At 68.0% G+C, this 16057-nt stretch carries 12 protein-coding genes; all 12 read right to left on the bottom strand.

What is annotated here, in order from left to right:
* Positions 1–6: 6 nt before the first annotated feature.
* The 12 genes from AC3IF1_RS02385 to tssA all read right to left on the bottom strand — a co-directional run bounded on the left by AC3IF1_RS02385 (position 7) and on the right by tssA (position 16024).
* Positions 7–1959: a type VI secretion system Vgr family protein gene (locus AC3IF1_RS02385; RefSeq protein WP_489215569.1), complete on the bottom strand. Its 1953-nt coding sequence runs from the start codon at positions 1957–1959 to the stop codon at positions 7–9.
* A 238-nt stretch (positions 1960–2197) separates the two neighbouring features.
* Complete coding sequence (locus AC3IF1_RS02380) at positions 2198–4318, bottom strand: hypothetical protein (RefSeq protein ID WP_489215567.1); 2121 nt, start codon at positions 4316–4318, stop codon at positions 2198–2200.
* Positions 4319–4505: 187 nt separating this feature from the next.
* Positions 4506–4982 (bottom strand): Hcp family type VI secretion system effector, encoded by a 477-nt coding sequence (locus tag AC3IF1_RS02375; RefSeq protein ID WP_489215565.1) that lies wholly within the window; start codon positions 4980–4982, stop codon positions 4506–4508.
* 369 nt (positions 4983–5351) lie between these two features.
* Positions 5352–6902 (bottom strand): methyltransferase regulatory domain-containing protein, encoded by a 1551-nt coding sequence (locus AC3IF1_RS02370; RefSeq protein ID WP_489215563.1) that lies wholly within the window; start codon positions 6900–6902, stop codon positions 5352–5354.
* A 13-nt stretch (positions 6903–6915) separates the two neighbouring features.
* Positions 6916–7953, bottom strand: coding sequence for a type VI secretion system baseplate subunit TssG (gene tssG, locus AC3IF1_RS02365; protein ID WP_489215561.1), 1038 nt, complete (start codon positions 7951–7953; stop codon positions 6916–6918).
* A complete protein-coding gene (tssF, locus tag AC3IF1_RS02360; protein WP_489215559.1) occupies positions 7950–9779 on the bottom strand; it encodes a type VI secretion system baseplate subunit TssF in 1830 nt (609 codons plus the stop codon). The genes tssG and tssF overlap by 4 nt, the downstream gene beginning before the upstream one ends.
* Positions 9776–10228, bottom strand: a complete 453-nt coding sequence (gene tssE / locus AC3IF1_RS02355; RefSeq protein WP_489215557.1) for a type VI secretion system baseplate subunit TssE — start codon at positions 10226–10228, stop codon at positions 9776–9778. Before tssE ends, tssF begins: the two co-directional genes overlap by 4 nt.
* Positions 10228–11061 carry a type VI secretion system accessory protein TagJ gene (locus tag AC3IF1_RS02350; protein WP_489215555.1) on the bottom strand — a complete coding sequence of 278 codons (834 nt, stop codon included), beginning with the start codon at positions 11059–11061 and terminating at the stop codon, positions 10228–10230. Before AC3IF1_RS02350 ends, tssE begins: the two co-directional genes overlap by 1 nt.
* Entirely contained in the window at positions 11058–12647 is a 1590-nt protein-coding gene (gene tssC, locus AC3IF1_RS02345) for a type VI secretion system contractile sheath large subunit (RefSeq protein ID WP_489215553.1), read from the bottom strand. The genes AC3IF1_RS02350 and tssC (AC3IF1_RS02345) overlap by 4 nt, the downstream gene beginning before the upstream one ends.
* A 181-nt stretch (positions 12648–12828) precedes the next feature.
* A complete protein-coding gene (gene tssC, locus AC3IF1_RS02340) occupies positions 12829–14316 on the bottom strand; it encodes a type VI secretion system contractile sheath large subunit (protein ID WP_489215551.1) in 1488 nt (495 codons plus the stop codon).
* Positions 14316–14828 (bottom strand): type VI secretion system contractile sheath small subunit, encoded by a 513-nt coding sequence (gene tssB, locus AC3IF1_RS02335; RefSeq protein ID WP_489215549.1) that lies wholly within the window; start codon positions 14826–14828, stop codon positions 14316–14318. Before tssB ends, tssC (AC3IF1_RS02340) begins: the two co-directional genes overlap by 1 nt.
* A gap of 68 nt (positions 14829–14896) precedes the next feature.
* Positions 14897–16024: a type VI secretion system protein TssA gene (gene tssA, locus AC3IF1_RS02330; RefSeq protein ID WP_489215547.1), complete on the bottom strand. Its 1128-nt coding sequence runs from the start codon at positions 16022–16024 to the stop codon at positions 14897–14899.
* Positions 16025–16057 lie beyond the last annotated feature (33 nt).

Raw genomic sequence — 16057 nt, 5'->3', positions numbered from 1 at the left:
GTCTTCTCAGTTGATCGTCACCAGGCCGCCCGTGACCTTCACGATGCCGCTGCCGTCGACGTTCACCATCGCGCCGTTGGCCTGGATCTTCGCGTCGGCCTTCAGGGTGATCTGCAGCGCGGTCAGCTTGATCCCGCTCTGGTCGACCGTGATGGCGTTGCCGCCGACCTTGAGGGTGATCGACTTGGCCGCTTGAAGGGTGATGCTGCCGGCCTCGCACTGATGCGTCGCATTGCCGGCGCTCAGTTTGACCGTGTAGTTGCCGCGCGTGACCTCGGTCGTGTCGTTCCCGTCGACCGTGAGCGTGCGGTTCCCCTTCGAGACCGTGACCTTCTCGTTGCCGTCCTGGACCGTCTCGGTGCGATTGTTCTTGATGGTCAGGGTCTGATCATGCTGCACGGTGAGCGTGTCGTCGTTCACCACCGCGCGGGTGAAGTCCTTCTGGGCGTGCATGTAGACCAGCTCGCTGCCCTTCTTGTCCTCGAAGCGCAGCTCGTTGAAGGTCTTCGCGCTGCCCTGGCTGCTGGAGCGGGTCTTGATCCCGCTCTGGGTCTTGTTGTCGGGCAGCGTGTAGGGCGGCATGTTCTGGCCGTTATAGACCGTGCCGACGACGAGCGGCCGGTCGGGGTCGCCGTCGAGGAACACGACGATCACCTCCATGCCGACCCGGGGGACGAACTGGCTGCCCCAGGTGGCGCCGGCGATCCACTGGCCGACCCGGATCCAGCAGGAACTGGTCTCGTCGTTCTTGCCGAGCCGGTCCCAGGGGAACTGGACCCGGATGCGGCCGTACTTGTCGCAGTAGATCTCCTCGCCCGAGGGGCCGACGACGGTGGCGGTCTGCGGCCCCGGGATCAGCGGCCGGCGCAGCACCGGGGGCGGCCGGAACGGGGTGGCGGCGGGCAGGGCCGTGAACCGGTTGCGGTAGAAGGCGGGCTGCTCCTGCCGCCCGAGATGAGTCCGGTCCTCGGCCTCGTGATGCACCTGCGCCAGCACGTAGGACTGGCCCTGCTCGGCGGCGACCTCGTGCTTGGCCATGGTGATCTTGGTGCCGGGCATGAAGCCGCGATAGGTCGCGCGGCCCTCCGCCAGCCTGTAGCGGGCCTCCACCTCCTCCATGCGGGTGCGCGACAGCGTCGTGCCGTCGCCCTTCCGGATGTAGTCGCCCGGATAGTCGAACAGCTCCCACGCCTTAAAGGCGGCGTTGCTCAGCACCGTGGTGGTGGTGGCGGTGAGATCGGTGGTCGGCTGCTCGAAATTGGTGTCGCGCAGGGTGACCTTGCCCGACGAGAAATGGTCGGCGACGCGCCATTGCTGCACGGCGATCGTGTCGGAGGCGTCGGGGGGCGCGTGCTGCACCGCCTTGTCGAGGCAGTCGCCATAGCCCGCGGTGCTGTCGCTGAGGACCAGCGTGTGCTGACCATCCTGGTGCTCGAAGTAGAAGTAGATACCCTCCTCCGCCCACAGCCGGGCGAGGAAATCGCAATCGGTCTCGCGGTACTGGACGCAGTAGTCCCGGGCGGAATGCGTACCGTTCAGGCCGCGCTTCTTGATGTCCGTGACGCCGCCCTCCGACAGCAGGGTGTCGGCGATCTGCGGCACGGTCTGGTTCTGGAAGATCCGGCAATCGATGGTGCGGGTGAGCAGCCACAGCTTCGGCCGCAGCACCAGCCGGTAGCGCCGCATCCCGTCCACCGTCCGGTCCCCGGCCGCGAAGGCGGCGACGATCCCGTTGACGATCCGCGGATCCGCGTCCGGGCGCCGGATCTTCAGCGTCACGCCCTTGCCGAGCAGCCGGTCCGCGGCGAGGCCGGTGTCGGTCGAGACCGCCTCGAGGGTGAAGGCGAACAGCTCCGAGAGCCCCTCCGTGCCCTCCAGCGCCGTCGGGATCAGCACGTCCTTCCCGAGGGGCGTCGTCAGCGACAACAGGCGGCCGGTCTGGACGGGGGCGGTGCTCATCGGCGGCCGGATCCTGGCGAGGTTCTGTGCGCGCGGCTGTCAGTCATCGGCCGGGACACCGTCATCGATCCGCGCGCCCGCGCAGCGCTTGCGTCACGACGGCTCTTTAATCCCGTCCGTGCAGAAAAGACATCTCTGCCCAATGTTGATCCGAGGCGTTGTGATTTTACGAGATAGAACCGCGACAGAGTAAAAACTTTACCGATAATCTGTCTGCTGCGCGAGTTGACAAATAAAATCATGCCCATGCCGTGGAAGATATAGTCATGCAGACTTTTCTAAGATCTTTCACCGTTTCCTGCCAGCTGTAGAATCCCAGCGAAATTTTGCCGACGTCCAACGTGAACGCCACCACGGTGCAGAATGTGATCAGCATGGCGCGTTCGGTGTTGGACGGGCTGAAGGACCAGCGCATCTTGCCTGTGCCAGCAAGATCCCTTTTCTTCTCGACGGTTACCTGACCGAGCCAGTCGCCCCTGTACCGCTGGATAAATTCGGCGTCCTCGATGAGTTTGACGTAGTAATCCGGGATCTCCGTTGCGTCCGTCGTCGGTTTGATATTGCGAAAGAATTTCCGGACGCTGCTGCTCTGAATTTTTATCTTGGAATCATTCAGCGCGTGATTGACGATCAATTGCGAGCCGATAAAAAGCTTCCACATCTGCTCGAAATCTCGGTCGGAGAGAAACCCATTGTTGCCCTTCACCATGGCGGTCTCGATATCGGCCGTCAGTGCGCTCTTGAGGGCGAGGAAATAGTTCTCCGCTTTGGCGACAAACGTCGGAAGCTTTTGAAGATCGTCCAGAGCGCCAAAGTTTTTGATCAAAACACCCCGTTTGGACGTCATGCTCCGTGCGACATCGAGAGCCGTGCGCGCGCTCGTACCCAGCTGGTCAACCGGCAGGGTAGAAAGCCCGGTCTTGGTCCGTAACAGACCCAGCATTTGCTTGTTGCGTTGGATGTCGCCTTCCGTTGTGCGCATATCATTCTGTATGCGTTCGATGACGTCGAATTTTTTCAGGAGTTCGGGATCTCTGGTTATATCGCCGCCGTAAAAGTGATCCCAGGTGCGCATGCCTGTACTGCGCAGGGCGACCTCCAGATTTCTGCTCTGCCGAAGGTGTGCCTGCTCGGATCGATCGAGATCGGCTTCGTGCCGACTGATATCGCTCGCACGTTGCGTCGCCCGGCTGTCGTCCCAGTCCTTGGAATAGAAGTAACCCAGTATCAGCAGGGCAATTTTTTGATGCTTGGTGTGGAATGCCGGCGTCCTGAGCCGCGCTATCGGTTCTTCAAAGGAGCCAATCAGGCCAGAATTCATAATTTTGACCAGCATAGAGTAAAAATCTCTAAACATATCTGCGGTCATCGTCTTGAAGGTTTCGAGCGTCGCCTCCTCACGAAGGTATTTTTCCGTACGATTTGGATCGGCGGCCAGCGATCTGGGCATCTCGATGTTGAGCCGCCCGAGCGAATTGATGCAGCTCGCGGCGACCTGATTCTGGCTGAAGGTCGTGCCGCCTATCAGTTTAGCGAACGACTTATCAGTGCTGTCCGCCATCTTGAGGATCTTGTCGTCGTTCTTCCTGATCGCGATCTTGAGGCCGGTGACGATCAGGCTCGCCACGCCCTTCTGGGCGGCTAGCTTGGCGAAGGTTCCCTTCGGATCGGCGACGGCCATCGCACCCGCGATGCCGCTGCCGACGGCCTTACCGGTGTTCACGGCCGCATCGGCCCGATCCTGCCGCGCCGCGTCGGAGTTGATCGTGGTTTTCTGTTGGGCTTTCATGTCGGCATTGCCGCCGACGAACAACAGCGAGTTGTCCCCGAGCCCGATCGCCGCGCCCGTCATCGCGCCGGTGGCCAATGTGCTGAGCGCGCTGCCGATACCTTGGGACAGGGGAACGAGAAACGGACCCGCGACTGGGATGAACGACAACCCCGCCGTGATCGACATGTCGGCGACGGCGAGAAGGACACCTTCTATCTTGTTCGGGGGCTCTTTCACCCCCGCAAGAACCCTGCCGAGGCTGCTTCCGAAGTTGTCCTTGAGGTGGCAAAGCGCCCCCATGGAACTGACCGCCCCGTTGGTCGCGTCCAGCGGAACGGCGGCAATTCTGTCGGACAGCTGTTGCACGGCGGCTAAGAATTTATCGTCTCCGCTGTATTGATCGTACAGATCCTGTGCTTTTTTCTGTGCCCGTTCCTTCAGGATTTTGTTTGTCAACGGGCCGTAGAGTTCGCTAAGCTGTGTCGACGGGCGCGACAGGCAGGCGGTGAGTTGGTCCATGCCGCCGGCTGCGGTGGCAGCCTTCCGCATGGTGTTTTCGAGAAGAGCCGTAAATTCTTCAACGGTCATGCCGCCCTCCGCCGCACGCTCCGCGCGGTGTCCTCGAAGCGTTGTGCTGTAAAGTCGATCGCTTGCGCGCCGGTCGACGCTGCAAGTGCAATGAAGCCGTGCTCAAGGACCTGCGGAGGCTTTGATCCGACGGACCTCGTGAGCCGGTGGCGTGGGCGATGCGCAGCGCCGCCGGTTCCACAAAGGCTTACGCGCTCTTGGTCGTCGAGAGATCGTACGAGACCGTGACCGGGGTGCCGGCCTTGTTCTTGTCGTCGTAAGGCGTGAACTTGAATTCGAGCTTGGTGAAGCTGATCGAGACCGATTCGGTCGGGCGGTCGCCGCCGGTGGAGACCGAGTAGGACGAGATCAGGGCGTTGGTCAGCGTGTAGGTGCAGTAGGTCGCGCCTGGGCTTCCGGTGGTCGTCAGGTCGATCTTGACGGTCTTGCCGGCATTGCCCGTGCAGGCCTCGGTGAACAGCTTGGGCGAACTGCTGTCGAACGCCTTGACGATCGAGACCTCGCTCACCGACGGCTCGGAGGCCTCGCGGTTGTTGGTCGACCCCGACACCGTCGAGATCCCGCGGCCCACACCCCAGGACAGCGACATCACGTCGATCCACTTGGTGTGATTCTGCTGCGTCGCTTCGCCCGGGATCCCATCATAATTGAGATAAATTGCCATTCAACTTCTCCATCCGTCCGATAGTCTGCAACCAGTGCCGTTACAGACTTTGACGGAGCGCGCATTATAGGCGACGCGTCATCGATTGAAATAACAAAACGATGAAATTTCAAAAATTTGCATACAAGCAGCGGTGACGGCTGAAGAATTCAAATTTGTACAACAATGGTCTGATTGATATTCGAGATGCGCGCGTTTTATTCGACGCCATCGTCGGCGGTTGCTTCCAATGTTCAGGCATCGGTAGGGGGGCGATCGGCCGTGCCGATCGTGTCGGCCCTGCGGCCGATGCGTCCGCCGGATGCGCGAACGGGCCCCCGTGAATCGGCGGCCCCCGTCATCGGGAGGCCGGTCCGGCCCGGCGCATCCTCACAGGATACCGAGCCGGCGCCAGAGCGGCAGGCGATGGGCGAGACACCAGGCGACGCCCTCATCGACACGGTGGCGCAACGCCTCCGGGCTGCCGATCGGCGCGCCGTCGTCCCCCACCAGGGCGTCCGGCGGCAGGCTTCCGTCGAGATGCGCGGTCAGGGCGTCGCGCTCCGCCGCGATACCGTCGGCGAGGGCGGCGTAGATCAGCGCCTCCAGGGTCGTGAGGGTCATGCCCGAGCCGGAACCGGGCGCCGCCACGAAGGCCGTCGCCGCATGACGGTTCACCACCGGCGCGACCGCGGCGCGGTTCAGGGCGCGGGCCCCGGGCGCCGCCTTTTGATCGAGGCCCCAGGGGAGGGGCAGCGCCTGGCCGCTGCCGACCAGGATGCTGGCGATCTCGACCATCGAAGGGGCCCCCGCCAGCGTGCGCAGGGCTGGCAGGGCGGCGAGTTCGCCGAGGGTGTGCGGGCGCTCCGCCAGGGCGTCGAAGATCGGCCGGTAATGGTGCTCCGGCAGCGCCGCCTTGCCGGCCGGCACGTCGAGTTCGAATCGCACTTCGGGCCGCGGCACGCTCAGCGCCAGGCCGATCCCGGCGAGATGGCGGTCGCGGTCGCGGTCGGGCATCCCCCGCCGGCCACGGACGAACACGTCGCGGCGGAACGGCCGGGGCGCCAGGAAGTCCTTCAGCGTCTCCCGGTGCGGGCCGGCCGGCACCTCGGCCAGCAGGTCGCGCTGTGCCGGGTTCAGCTGCAGGTCGGGGAAGTTGTCCGTCAGCGTCGCCGAGCCGGCATAGGTCAGCTTGGCGCCGGAGAGGAGCCGGGCCGTGTCGGCGTGATAGAGCGGCTGCCAGTTCTCGTTGAGGTACTCGTGCGCGAGGTAGACCGCCCGATCGCCGGTGCCGGCCTTGCCGCCGGCCAGCAGCCGGTCGAGCAGGGCCCCGTCGCCCAGCACGCCGGAGCCCGCCGCCTGCATCCGCCGGACGAAGGCCAAGCCCTGAAGGACCCGCTCGTCGCTCCGGCCGTGGCCGAGGCGCGCCTGCTCCAGCAGCAGGCGCTGCAGTGGGATCATCGCGGTCCAGCCCGGCATGGCGTTGTAGCTGACCGCCGCGAGGCCCCCGGGCCGAAGCGCCCGGGCGAGGAACCCCGTGATGTCGAGCCGGTCCTTGTGGGCGATCCACGACCACACGCCGTGCAGCGACACCATGTCGAAGTCGCACAGGCCCGGCTCGCCCGCGAGGTCGGCGAAGCTGCGTTCGCGGAACTCGACGTTGGTCACCCCCGCCTCCGCCGCGTCGCGACGCGCCCGGGCGATGTGGGCCGGGTTGAAGTCGATCGCCACCACATGGGCGCGCGGGTTGGCGGCGGCGATCACCGCCGCGGTGACCCCCTGGCCGCAGCCGAGTTCGCAGTAGCGGAACGCCGCGCCGCATTCCGGCGGCTCGACGCCGTTGACCAGGCAGGCGAGCAGCAGATGCCCCGGCGTCTGCTCCAGGTGGAAGCCCGGGAGATACGCGACGTCGCTGACGTAGCCGTCGGACCAGAGGGACATGGGATCGGACACCTTATGAGGGGGCGAGGGCGAACAGAGCCTCGTCCCGGTCGATCGGGCTGGACGCGGTGAGAAGCCAGGCGGTCACGCCGAGCCGCACGGCGCCCGCATCGTCCCCGGCCGGGGCGAGGCGCGCGCGCGGGACCGCGGCGGCCTGGATCACGAGATTGAGGTCGACCTCGTATTCGAGGCCGCCATACAGGCCGACGAGGTCGGCGACCTTCACGGCGTCGTGCCCGCCCGGCAGCAGCGGCCCGATCCGCTCGGCGCCGATCGGGCCGACCACGACGCGGACGTTGCTCTGCACGCTCCAGGTGCGCGTCCCGACCACGGCGCTGGCCCCGAGCACGGCGTGCTGGCCCGGGCCGCGCTGACCCGCGCCGCCGCCGATGCGGGTCTGCTCGCTGTCGACCAGCGTCAGCCAGCGGCCGATCAGGGGCACGACCCGGACCGGCGCGTCCAGGGCATCGGCCAGGATGGTCTCCAGCCCGGCGACGGTGCGCGCCTTGCTGGCGAACAGACCGGCGAAGTGGAGGATGGTCTCGTCCGGCACTTCGAGCCGTCCCCGCAGGGATGGGAGGCCGAGGCCGGTCAGGTGCGCGAGGGCTTCGCCGTAGCGGTCGACCGCGCCCCGCAGCTTCCGGTCGTAGTTGATGACAATGCGGTACTTGCTCGCGGCGCCGTAGAACAGCGTCACGGCCCGGTGCTGGAAGAGATCGAGGAAGGCCTTCAGCCCCGGATTGTTGGCGTGCAGGCTGTCCGCCACCAGGGCGGTGTAGCTGTAGGGCAGCACGCCGACCGGACCCAGCAGGCCGAATCCCGAGACCGTGACACGCAGGACCGCGCCGTCGAAGCGGGCCGCCGTCAGGGTGGCGTGGGGATAGCGCAGGCGCGTCTCGGTCACGAAGCGCGCGCTCGGCCGCCCGCCGCCCGGGTGGGCGTCCCCGGGCGCGGCGGGATCCGCCTGGCCGAGGCCGAACCTCGCCTCGATGAGGCGCAGCGCCTGAACGAAATCGAAGGCGTGCGGCCGCTCGGTCAGATGCGCGATCACAGGACCTGCCGGTCGCCGGCGCGGGCCGGCCATGCGCGGAGGATCCCCGGCTGCCCCCGCACGGTCGCGGTCAGCCGGGTGAAGGCATTGATGCTCGCGTACAGGGCCAGGAAGTGGTCGAGCACCAGGGCGAACAGGAACAGGCTGCCGCCGACGAAATGCGCCGGATCGAAGGTGACGCCGACGTCGATGCCCCGGCAGAGGGCGTCGGCCCAGGGCGGATCCGACGGTCGTCTCGGGGCCCGCGCCGTGCCGCGCCGGGCGGACAGGCCGACGAGGCCGTCGATTTGGCGCAGGGTCTCGGCCGAGTTGCGGAAGTCGTAGAGCCGCAGGATGTCCTTGAGCGCCTCCAGGCCCCGCTCACCGGTGAGCGACAGGTGGTTGAGGCTCAGGTGGCAGAGCAGGCTCCAGCGATGACTGTCCGGGGGGCGGGTGTGGAGCGGTGCCGTCGGCGGCACCACGCAGTCGAGGCCCGCGACGGCGCTCGATCCGTCGATCAGGCTCAGCCGCGGGTGGCCGCCCCCGTAGGGCAGCCGGGTCGGCAGGTCGCGGTTGCAGCACAGGGTGTCGAGGGTCACCGTCCATTCCGCATAGGCGGCCGTGGCATCGGTCAGGTCGCTCCCCGTGAAGGAGAGGAACAGGTCGGTCCCGCGCCGGCCCCCCTGGGCCGGACGGCGCGCCCCGTGCCAGAACAGGCCCGGGGCGTTCGCGGCCCGGCGATTGGCGTAGAAGGGCAGGACGTCCCGCTGCTGGCCGGCGGCGTTGCTCACCGACGCGGCGACGACGGAATGCACCTCCAGGACGCTCTCGCGTCGACAATCCGGGACGAGCCTGTGCTCGAAGCGGTTGGCCGCCATCAGGATCGGCTCAGCCCGCTGGGGGAACAGGTTGACGACCGGCGTGCAGCCGAGGGCGAACAGGCTCTTCGTCACCGCCCGTTCGAGGCTGGCGTCGCGCGTCCGGAAATAGAGGACGATGCGCAGCTCGCGCCCGGCCCGGGCCAGGACCTTCTGGAGGATCTCCACGTCGAAGAACAGGAACTTCTCTGGGAAGACGAAGAACTCGGTGAGGATGCGGTAGGCCCCCTGCGAGCGGGCCGGATAGGGCAGCAGCGCCTCGTCCGGGGCGAAGCCCACGGCCGTCACCGCGCCGGGCGGCACGATCACCGGATGCGGATCGGTGGCGCTGTCGGCCAGGGCCACCGAGACGGTGTCGTTCAGGATCATCTGGTGCAGGGTGTAGACCTGGGAGGCAGGCCCGCGCAGGTAGAAGCGCAGCCGCTCCGGCTGCAGCTCCGAGAAGGTCATCCCGTCCGGCAGGCAGCGCAGCGTCAGGCTGAGCGCGGCGCTGGCCCCCTCGGCCTCCGGGTTGGCCGGCGCCGCCAGCGGCTGGCCGAGCATGGCGGCCTCGGTCAGCTCGATCGGCCAGAGGGTCACCGGGTAACAGGTGCGGAACCGGCAGGCCTCGCCCTCGACCGTCTCGGTCTCCAGCATGCTGCCGCTCGGGATCAGGTGCGGCCCGGTCACCTCGGCCGCGGGCCTGAACCGCACCACCGACATCGACGGGATCGGCGCGAGGTAGTGCGGGTAGAGCACCTCCAGCAGCGTGTCGACGAGTTCGGGGAACTCGTCGTCGAGCTTGCGGGCGGTGCGGGCATTGAGGAACGCCACGCCCTGCATCAGCCGGAGGACGTGGGGATCGTCCATCGCGTCGCCGCTGAGCCGCAGATGCCCGGCGATCCGCGGATGGGCGGCCGCGAAGTCCTGCGACATCCGGCGGAGGACTTCGAGCTCGCGGTTGTAATACGGGAGCAGCTCGTCGCTCATCGCGCGTTGACCAGGGCCACGGTGTTGGTGAGCGGATCGATGATGGTGTCGAAGACCATGGGCTCGGGCGACGGTTCGAGCAGGATCGACGCCTCGATCCGGATGCGCAGCGCCCGGTCGGTGGGATCGGCGTTGGGCAGGGCGACGGCGTGCAGGTTGGCGAGGCGCGGCTCCCATTCGCGCACGATCTCGCCGATGATCGTCACCACCGCCGCGCGCCGCTCTTCGGTCGCGAGATTGACGGTGGCGAGATCCATGATGCCGAAGCTCAAGAGCGAATGATCCAGCTCGGTCAGGTGGGCGGGCCATCGGCGCACCCGGGGATTGGCGTTCAGCAGATCCTCGAGATCCCGGCGCAGGCCGTCGCGCAGCACCGTGAGGGCGCTCTGCTCGGGGGCGAGCAGCCGGTCGAGGATCGACAGGCGGATCCCCCGGCCCGTCGGGCCCATCACGGGGCCTCGAACGACAGCGTGCCGAGATCGTGGATCGCCACGCTCGCGTCCCCGACCAGGAAGCAGCGCAGGCCGCGACCGCTGACCCATCCGCCCGGCCGCTCGATCCAGTCGGTCCTGCGGCCGATCCGGATCGCGTCGTCCGCCTCCCGATCCGCCGCCTCGCCCGCCGCCTCGTCCGCCTCCGCCGGGGCGGGGTAGATCGCCGGCACCACGACCTGACCGGCCGGGCCGTCCTTGACGGACAGCTCCAGGGTGCACCAGGCGGCGTCGATCGGACGGCGGGGCGGCTCCACGGCGAGCTCGAACACCTGCTCCAGCGCCACCCAGAAATACTTGCCGGTCGGGGTCATCACCTCGAGCACGCCGCCGATCAGGTCGTCCATGTCGCGCCAATCGTCGAAGGGCTGCCCATCGCGGGTGCCCGCCACCGCGGGCCGCGCCGCCTCGGCCTCGGCGAGGCGCAGGGCCGCCCGCTCGGCCTCGCCCCGGCGCAGGTCGACCAGCGCCTCCAGGCGCAGGCGGAGGTGATCGGGGGCCGGGCCGACCAGCTCGGGGGCGCGGCCGTTCCGCCAGACCTCGCGGCGGGCGAGGCCGGCCCGCACGAACTGGCGCAACGCGCTCACCCGCGGCGCCGTCATCGGGGCCTGGGTCGCGATCGTGTCGAACTGCCGTTCGGCCCGCTCCAGCGCGTCGGCGAGGCACAGGAACTCGGCGAGTTCGCTGCGCAGCCGGATGTCCTGCGGGGCGGCCTTGACCTGCTCGGTCGCGACCGCCAGCGCCGCCTCCAGGCGGCCGGCCGCGAACAGCGTGAGGGCGGTGTCGGTCATGATCGGCTCCCGAAGGTCGGACCCTGGGCCGGCGCGCGGCCTGTGAGCGATAGGTCGGTGACCAGCTTGAAGGTGGTCGAGATCCGGTCGAGCTGGAAATGCGGCCGCAACTGCATGATGCAGGCGTAGGCGCCCGGGCGGCCCGGGATCTCCCGCACCTCGACCCGCGCCTCGCGCAGGGGATAGCGGGCCTTCACCTCGGGCGCGGCATCGTCGTTGCCGATGGAGTAGGCGTGCAGCCAGAGCTGGAGGGCGGCTTCGCAGGCCTTGGGCGTGGCGTAGCTGCCGACCCGATCGCGCACCTGCACTTTGACGTAATGGGCGAAGCGCGACACGCACAGCATGTACCGCAGCATCGCCGAGACCCGGGCGTTGACCACCGCCGGGGTGGGGGCGCCCTGGGGCACCGCCCCGATCGAGACGCCCGAGCGGAAGATCAGGTAGGGCGTGTCCTTGCAGGCATTCAGGTTTATCAGACCGAGCTGCCAGAGGTCGGCCTCGACAGGGGCCGGGATCACGATCTCGCAGCCGAGACGCTGGACCACCTCCGGCGCGTCCGGCTCGGTCGACGGGGCGGGGACGCCGGTGACGAGGCCGTGGTCGATCTCGTCCGGACGGGCGCCGCAGATGTCGGCGAACCACCCGTGCTGATCGAAGGCGCGGATCAGCACCTCGCCGAAGGCATAGACCGCGTTGCCCCAGCACAGGTCGTCCCGGTCGAGGCCGCGGCGATCCTCGCGGTAGCGGAACGGCATCGGCACGTCCGCATAGGGGGCCCGCATCAGGATGCGCGGCAGCACGAGGGCGAGGAAACGGGTATCCTCCTGCTGCCGCAGCCGCTCGTAGCGGTGGTATTCGTCGCCGCGAAACAGCTGCGCGAGGCCGTGCAGGCGGTCGAGGTCGGCGAAATCGTCGAGGCCCAGGAGGTGCGGCGACGCCCCCAGCACCGCGGGCGCGAAGGCCGCCGCGGCGACGCCCGCGAGGCTGGCCAGCACCGAGATGTCGTCGGTCGGGTGGGACGGCAGGGGCCGGTGGCGGATCTCGTAGTCGCACAGCAGCACGCCGTAGGGCTGACCGCCGGGCATGCCGAACTCGGCATTGTAGATCTTCTCGAACAGCGCGCTCCGTTCGACGTCCTCCGCCCGTTCGAAGTCATGGGCGAGGTCCGTCCAGCTGACGTTGAGCGCCTTGATCCTGACGGCGGGCGCGGAGGCGCCGCAGCGGCAGAGGTAATCGAGGCCGCGCCAGGACGCCTCCAGCGCCCGGAAGCGGGGATGATGCAGGATGGCGTTGAGCTGGTCGGTCAGCATCGTGTCGAGCATCGCGATGTCGCGGTCGAGGGCGTCGGCGACCGACCGGGCCCCGAGGCGCGCCAGATCGTCCCCGAACCACGCGCGCAGCGCCGAGATCGGGTCGGCGGCGGCCTGGAAGCGGTCGAGCGTGTCCGCCGGCAGCCGTCCCAGCGCCAGGTCGGCGGCGCGCCGCCGCAGCGGCGCGGGGCCGGTGGCCGTCCCTGCGGGGCCGGTGGCCGTCCCCGCGGGGACGGGGGCCGCCTCTGCGCGGACGGCGCCCGGGGCAGCGGACATGCCGACGGATGTCGGGGATGGGATCGACACGGGGTCCTTCGGACAGCGCGGGGTATCGGGTGGGGGAACGGTGTCCGCGGCGCGGCACGGCGGGGCGCGCTCCGTCGCCGAAGCGCGCGGCCGTCCCGGCCCGCTCGATCGAGACCGAACGGGCCGGCGAATGTGGATCAGGCCGCGGTGCTCACGAGGCGCTCGGGATCCGGGCGACCATCCGCATCGAGGTCGTCAGCTCCTCGAGCTGGAGCCAGGGCCGCAGCCAGGCGACGGCGTTGTAGGAGCCCGGCCGCCCGGGGATCTCCCGAACCTCGATCTTCGCCTCGGCGAGCGGATACTTCGCCTTCATGTCCTGGCCGGCATCCGGGTTGCCGTTGACGTAGTTGATGATCCACCGGTTGAGCCAGTCCTCGCAATCCTTCGCCTCCATGAAGGAGCCGATCTTGTCGCGGGCCATGATCTTGAGGAAATGGGCGAAGCGGGCCGTGGCCATCATGTACGGCAGGCGGGCCGAGATCGCCGCGTTGGCGGTCGCCTCCGGACGATCGTACTTCTTGGGTTTCTGGGTGGTCTGGGCGCCGAAGAACACGGCGTAATCGGTGCCTTTGTAATGGCACAGCGGCAGGAAGCCGAGCTTGGACAGTTCCGCCTCGCGCCGGTCGGTGATGCCGATCTCGGTCGGGCATTGCTGGTCGGTGTCGCCGTCGTCGGAGACGAAGACGTGGCTCGGCAGGTTCTCGACCTTGCCGCCGCCCTCCGCGCCCCGGATGGCGGTGCACCAGCCGTGCTGGGCGAAGGCGTCGGTCAGACGCGCGCCCAGCACGTAGGCGGAGTTCATCCAGCAATATTCGTCGTGGACCATCCCGTGGGCGACGCCGTCCTGGATGTTGCCTTCCTCGTAGTCGAATTCCTCGATCGGCTTGGTCGCGGCCCCGTAGGGGAGGCGGGCCAGGGTCCGGGGCAGCGTCAGGGTGATGAAGCGGCTGTCCTCGGATTCGCGGAAGCTGCGCCACTTGGCGTACTCGACCGTATCGAAGATCTTCTCGAGGTCGCGCGGCTTCGAGAGTTCGGTATAGCCGTCGAAACCGAACAGCTTCGGGCTGGCGGCGGCGATGAACGGCGCGAAGGACGCCGCCGCCACGTTCGACATGAGGCTCAAGAGCTCCACGTCTTCGGGATGGTTCGTGAACTCGTAGTCGCCGATCAGGCACCCATAGGGTTCGCCGCCGGCGCTGCCGAATTCCGACTCGTAGATCTTCTTGAAGATGGTGCTCTGATCGAATTCGGAGGCCTTCGTCAGGCTCTTGTAGAGTTCGCGCTTGGTGCAGTTCAGGGCCCGGATCCGCAGGCTGGTGCCCGTCTCCGAGTTCATCACGAGATGGTTCAGCCCGCGCCAGGTCCCCTCCAGCTTCTGGAAGTCCGGGTGATGGAGGATGGCGTTGAGCTGGGTCGAGAGCTTCTGGTCGATGCTCGTGATCGCGGCGGTGATGGTCTGCGTCAGGTTCTTCGAATAGGTGACGGTGCCCGACATGGCCTCGCGGGTCAGGGTCCGCAGCAGCTCGGTGGTCCGGTCGGGATCGGTCTGCTTGGTGGCGGCGATGGCCTGGTCGAGGAACGACAGGTCGGCGGTGCCGGCTTGCGCCTCGGCGGTCTCGGGCGCGGCTTCCGTGCTCATCAGTGGGCGTCCTCTTCCGTGCCGACGCCGAGCTGTTCGCCCAGCGACTTCAGATCGGTCTCGTTCGATAGGATCTGTTCGAGCAGGGTCTCCAGATCCTCCGACCGGTCGGCTTTCGACAGGAGGTCGCGGAGCTGGTTGCGCGCCTCGAGCAGCTTGCGCAGCGGCTCGACGCGCGCCACGACGGCGGCCGGATCGAAGTCGGACATCGACTTGAAGGCGAGTTCGACCGACATCTGACTGCCGTCATTGGTCAGCGTGTTCTCGACCTTCATCTTCAGGCCGGGGGTCATGCGCGCCAGGACCTGATCGAAATTGTCCCGGTCGATCTGAATGAACTTGCGGTCGTTGAGCGGTTTGAGCGGCTCGCTCGGATCGGCCGAGAAGTCGCCGAGCACGCCGACGACGAACGGAAGCTCCTTCTGGACGACGGCCCCCTCGGTCTCGACGTCGTAGGTGATGTGCACCCGCGGTTTGCGGACCCGGTTCAGCTTTTCGTGGATACTTGCCATGGATCAACACCTCGAAGATTGATATTTTGCGATTCGCATCGGCGCGCGCCGAGCCTGCGTCGGTGACGTCACTCCACCTCTTCTTTGGGCTTCACCCCCGACGCGATGAAGAAGAACCGGCGTGCGTCGGGATCCATGATCAACTCGTCGAGCAGTTGCGGCAGCGGCAGCCGGCCGCGGCGGACCACGTCCTCGAGCGAGTATGAAATCGGCGAGTGCGGCTCGGTCGCGCGGAAGAAGGCCGCGATCTGCAGCAGCTGGCGGAACGCGTCCTCGCGCCCGGCCGGTTTGCCGGGCGCCGGGACCCTGCCGTCCGGGGCACCGGCTTCGTCCGCGGAGGCCGCGGCCCCGCCGCCCGGCATCTCCGCGGTGGCGACCGCGCCCGGATCGGGGGGCGCCTGGAGCAGCTTGTCGGCCGCGGCGACGCGCACGGCGTCCTCCAGGTCCTGCAGGATCCCGCGCAGGCCGCCGGCGGGGGGCGCCTCGCGTCCGACCCGGGCCGCGAAGGCGTCCGAGAGGGCGTCGAGGGATCGGCGTGCCTCGGCGACGTCGTCGAGGAGGTTGGCGTAGAAGGCGGCCGGGGTCTCCCGAAGCGCCTCCAGGAACTCCTCCATGCTCAGGGCGCCGCCCGCGAGGCGGCTCGCCCGCTTGCCCTCGTCGGCGAGGGCCTCGATCTCCCGCGCCTGCTCGTACTGCCACAGGGCGTAGCCGGCGCCCCCCGTCAGGGGCAGCTTGCGCAGCGCCTGGGTCAGCGTTCCGTCGCCGCCGCTGCCGTTGAGGGCGATGAACGGCGAGAGACGCGGCTCCTGGCCTTCCTCGTCGGGCCGCGGATGCACCTCGTCCCAGAACTGCTCGACCAGCCCCTGGGCCACCGTCAGGCCGGTGAACAGGCCGGGCAGGCCGTCGAGCCGCAGCAGGGCCTCGATGAGCCAGGCGGCGATCTCCAGATCCTTGCCGTCCTCGGACAGCACGAGGCAGGCGTTCTGCGCGACCTCCGACCAGTCCTCCGTCGGCGGAGCCGCGTCGGCGTCGATGTCGAGGGCCCGCTCCTTCCGGCGCGCGCTGGCCCGGGCGTCCTTGATCAGCAGAAAGCGCGAGGCCGGCGACAGGTCGGCCCGCGGATCCTGTCCGGCCGGGCTCGCGCCGTCGAACGGGGCGAGCAGGGTCTGCGGGTCGAGGGTCGGTGGACTGATCATCGCGGCTCCGGTCGGCAGCGTCCCGAGGCCCGG

This window comes from Methylobacterium sp. E-012 (assembly GCF_057836545.1).
The sequence above is the reverse complement of the archived record's forward strand: the minus strand, read 5'-3'. Positions and strand labels throughout refer to the sequence as shown.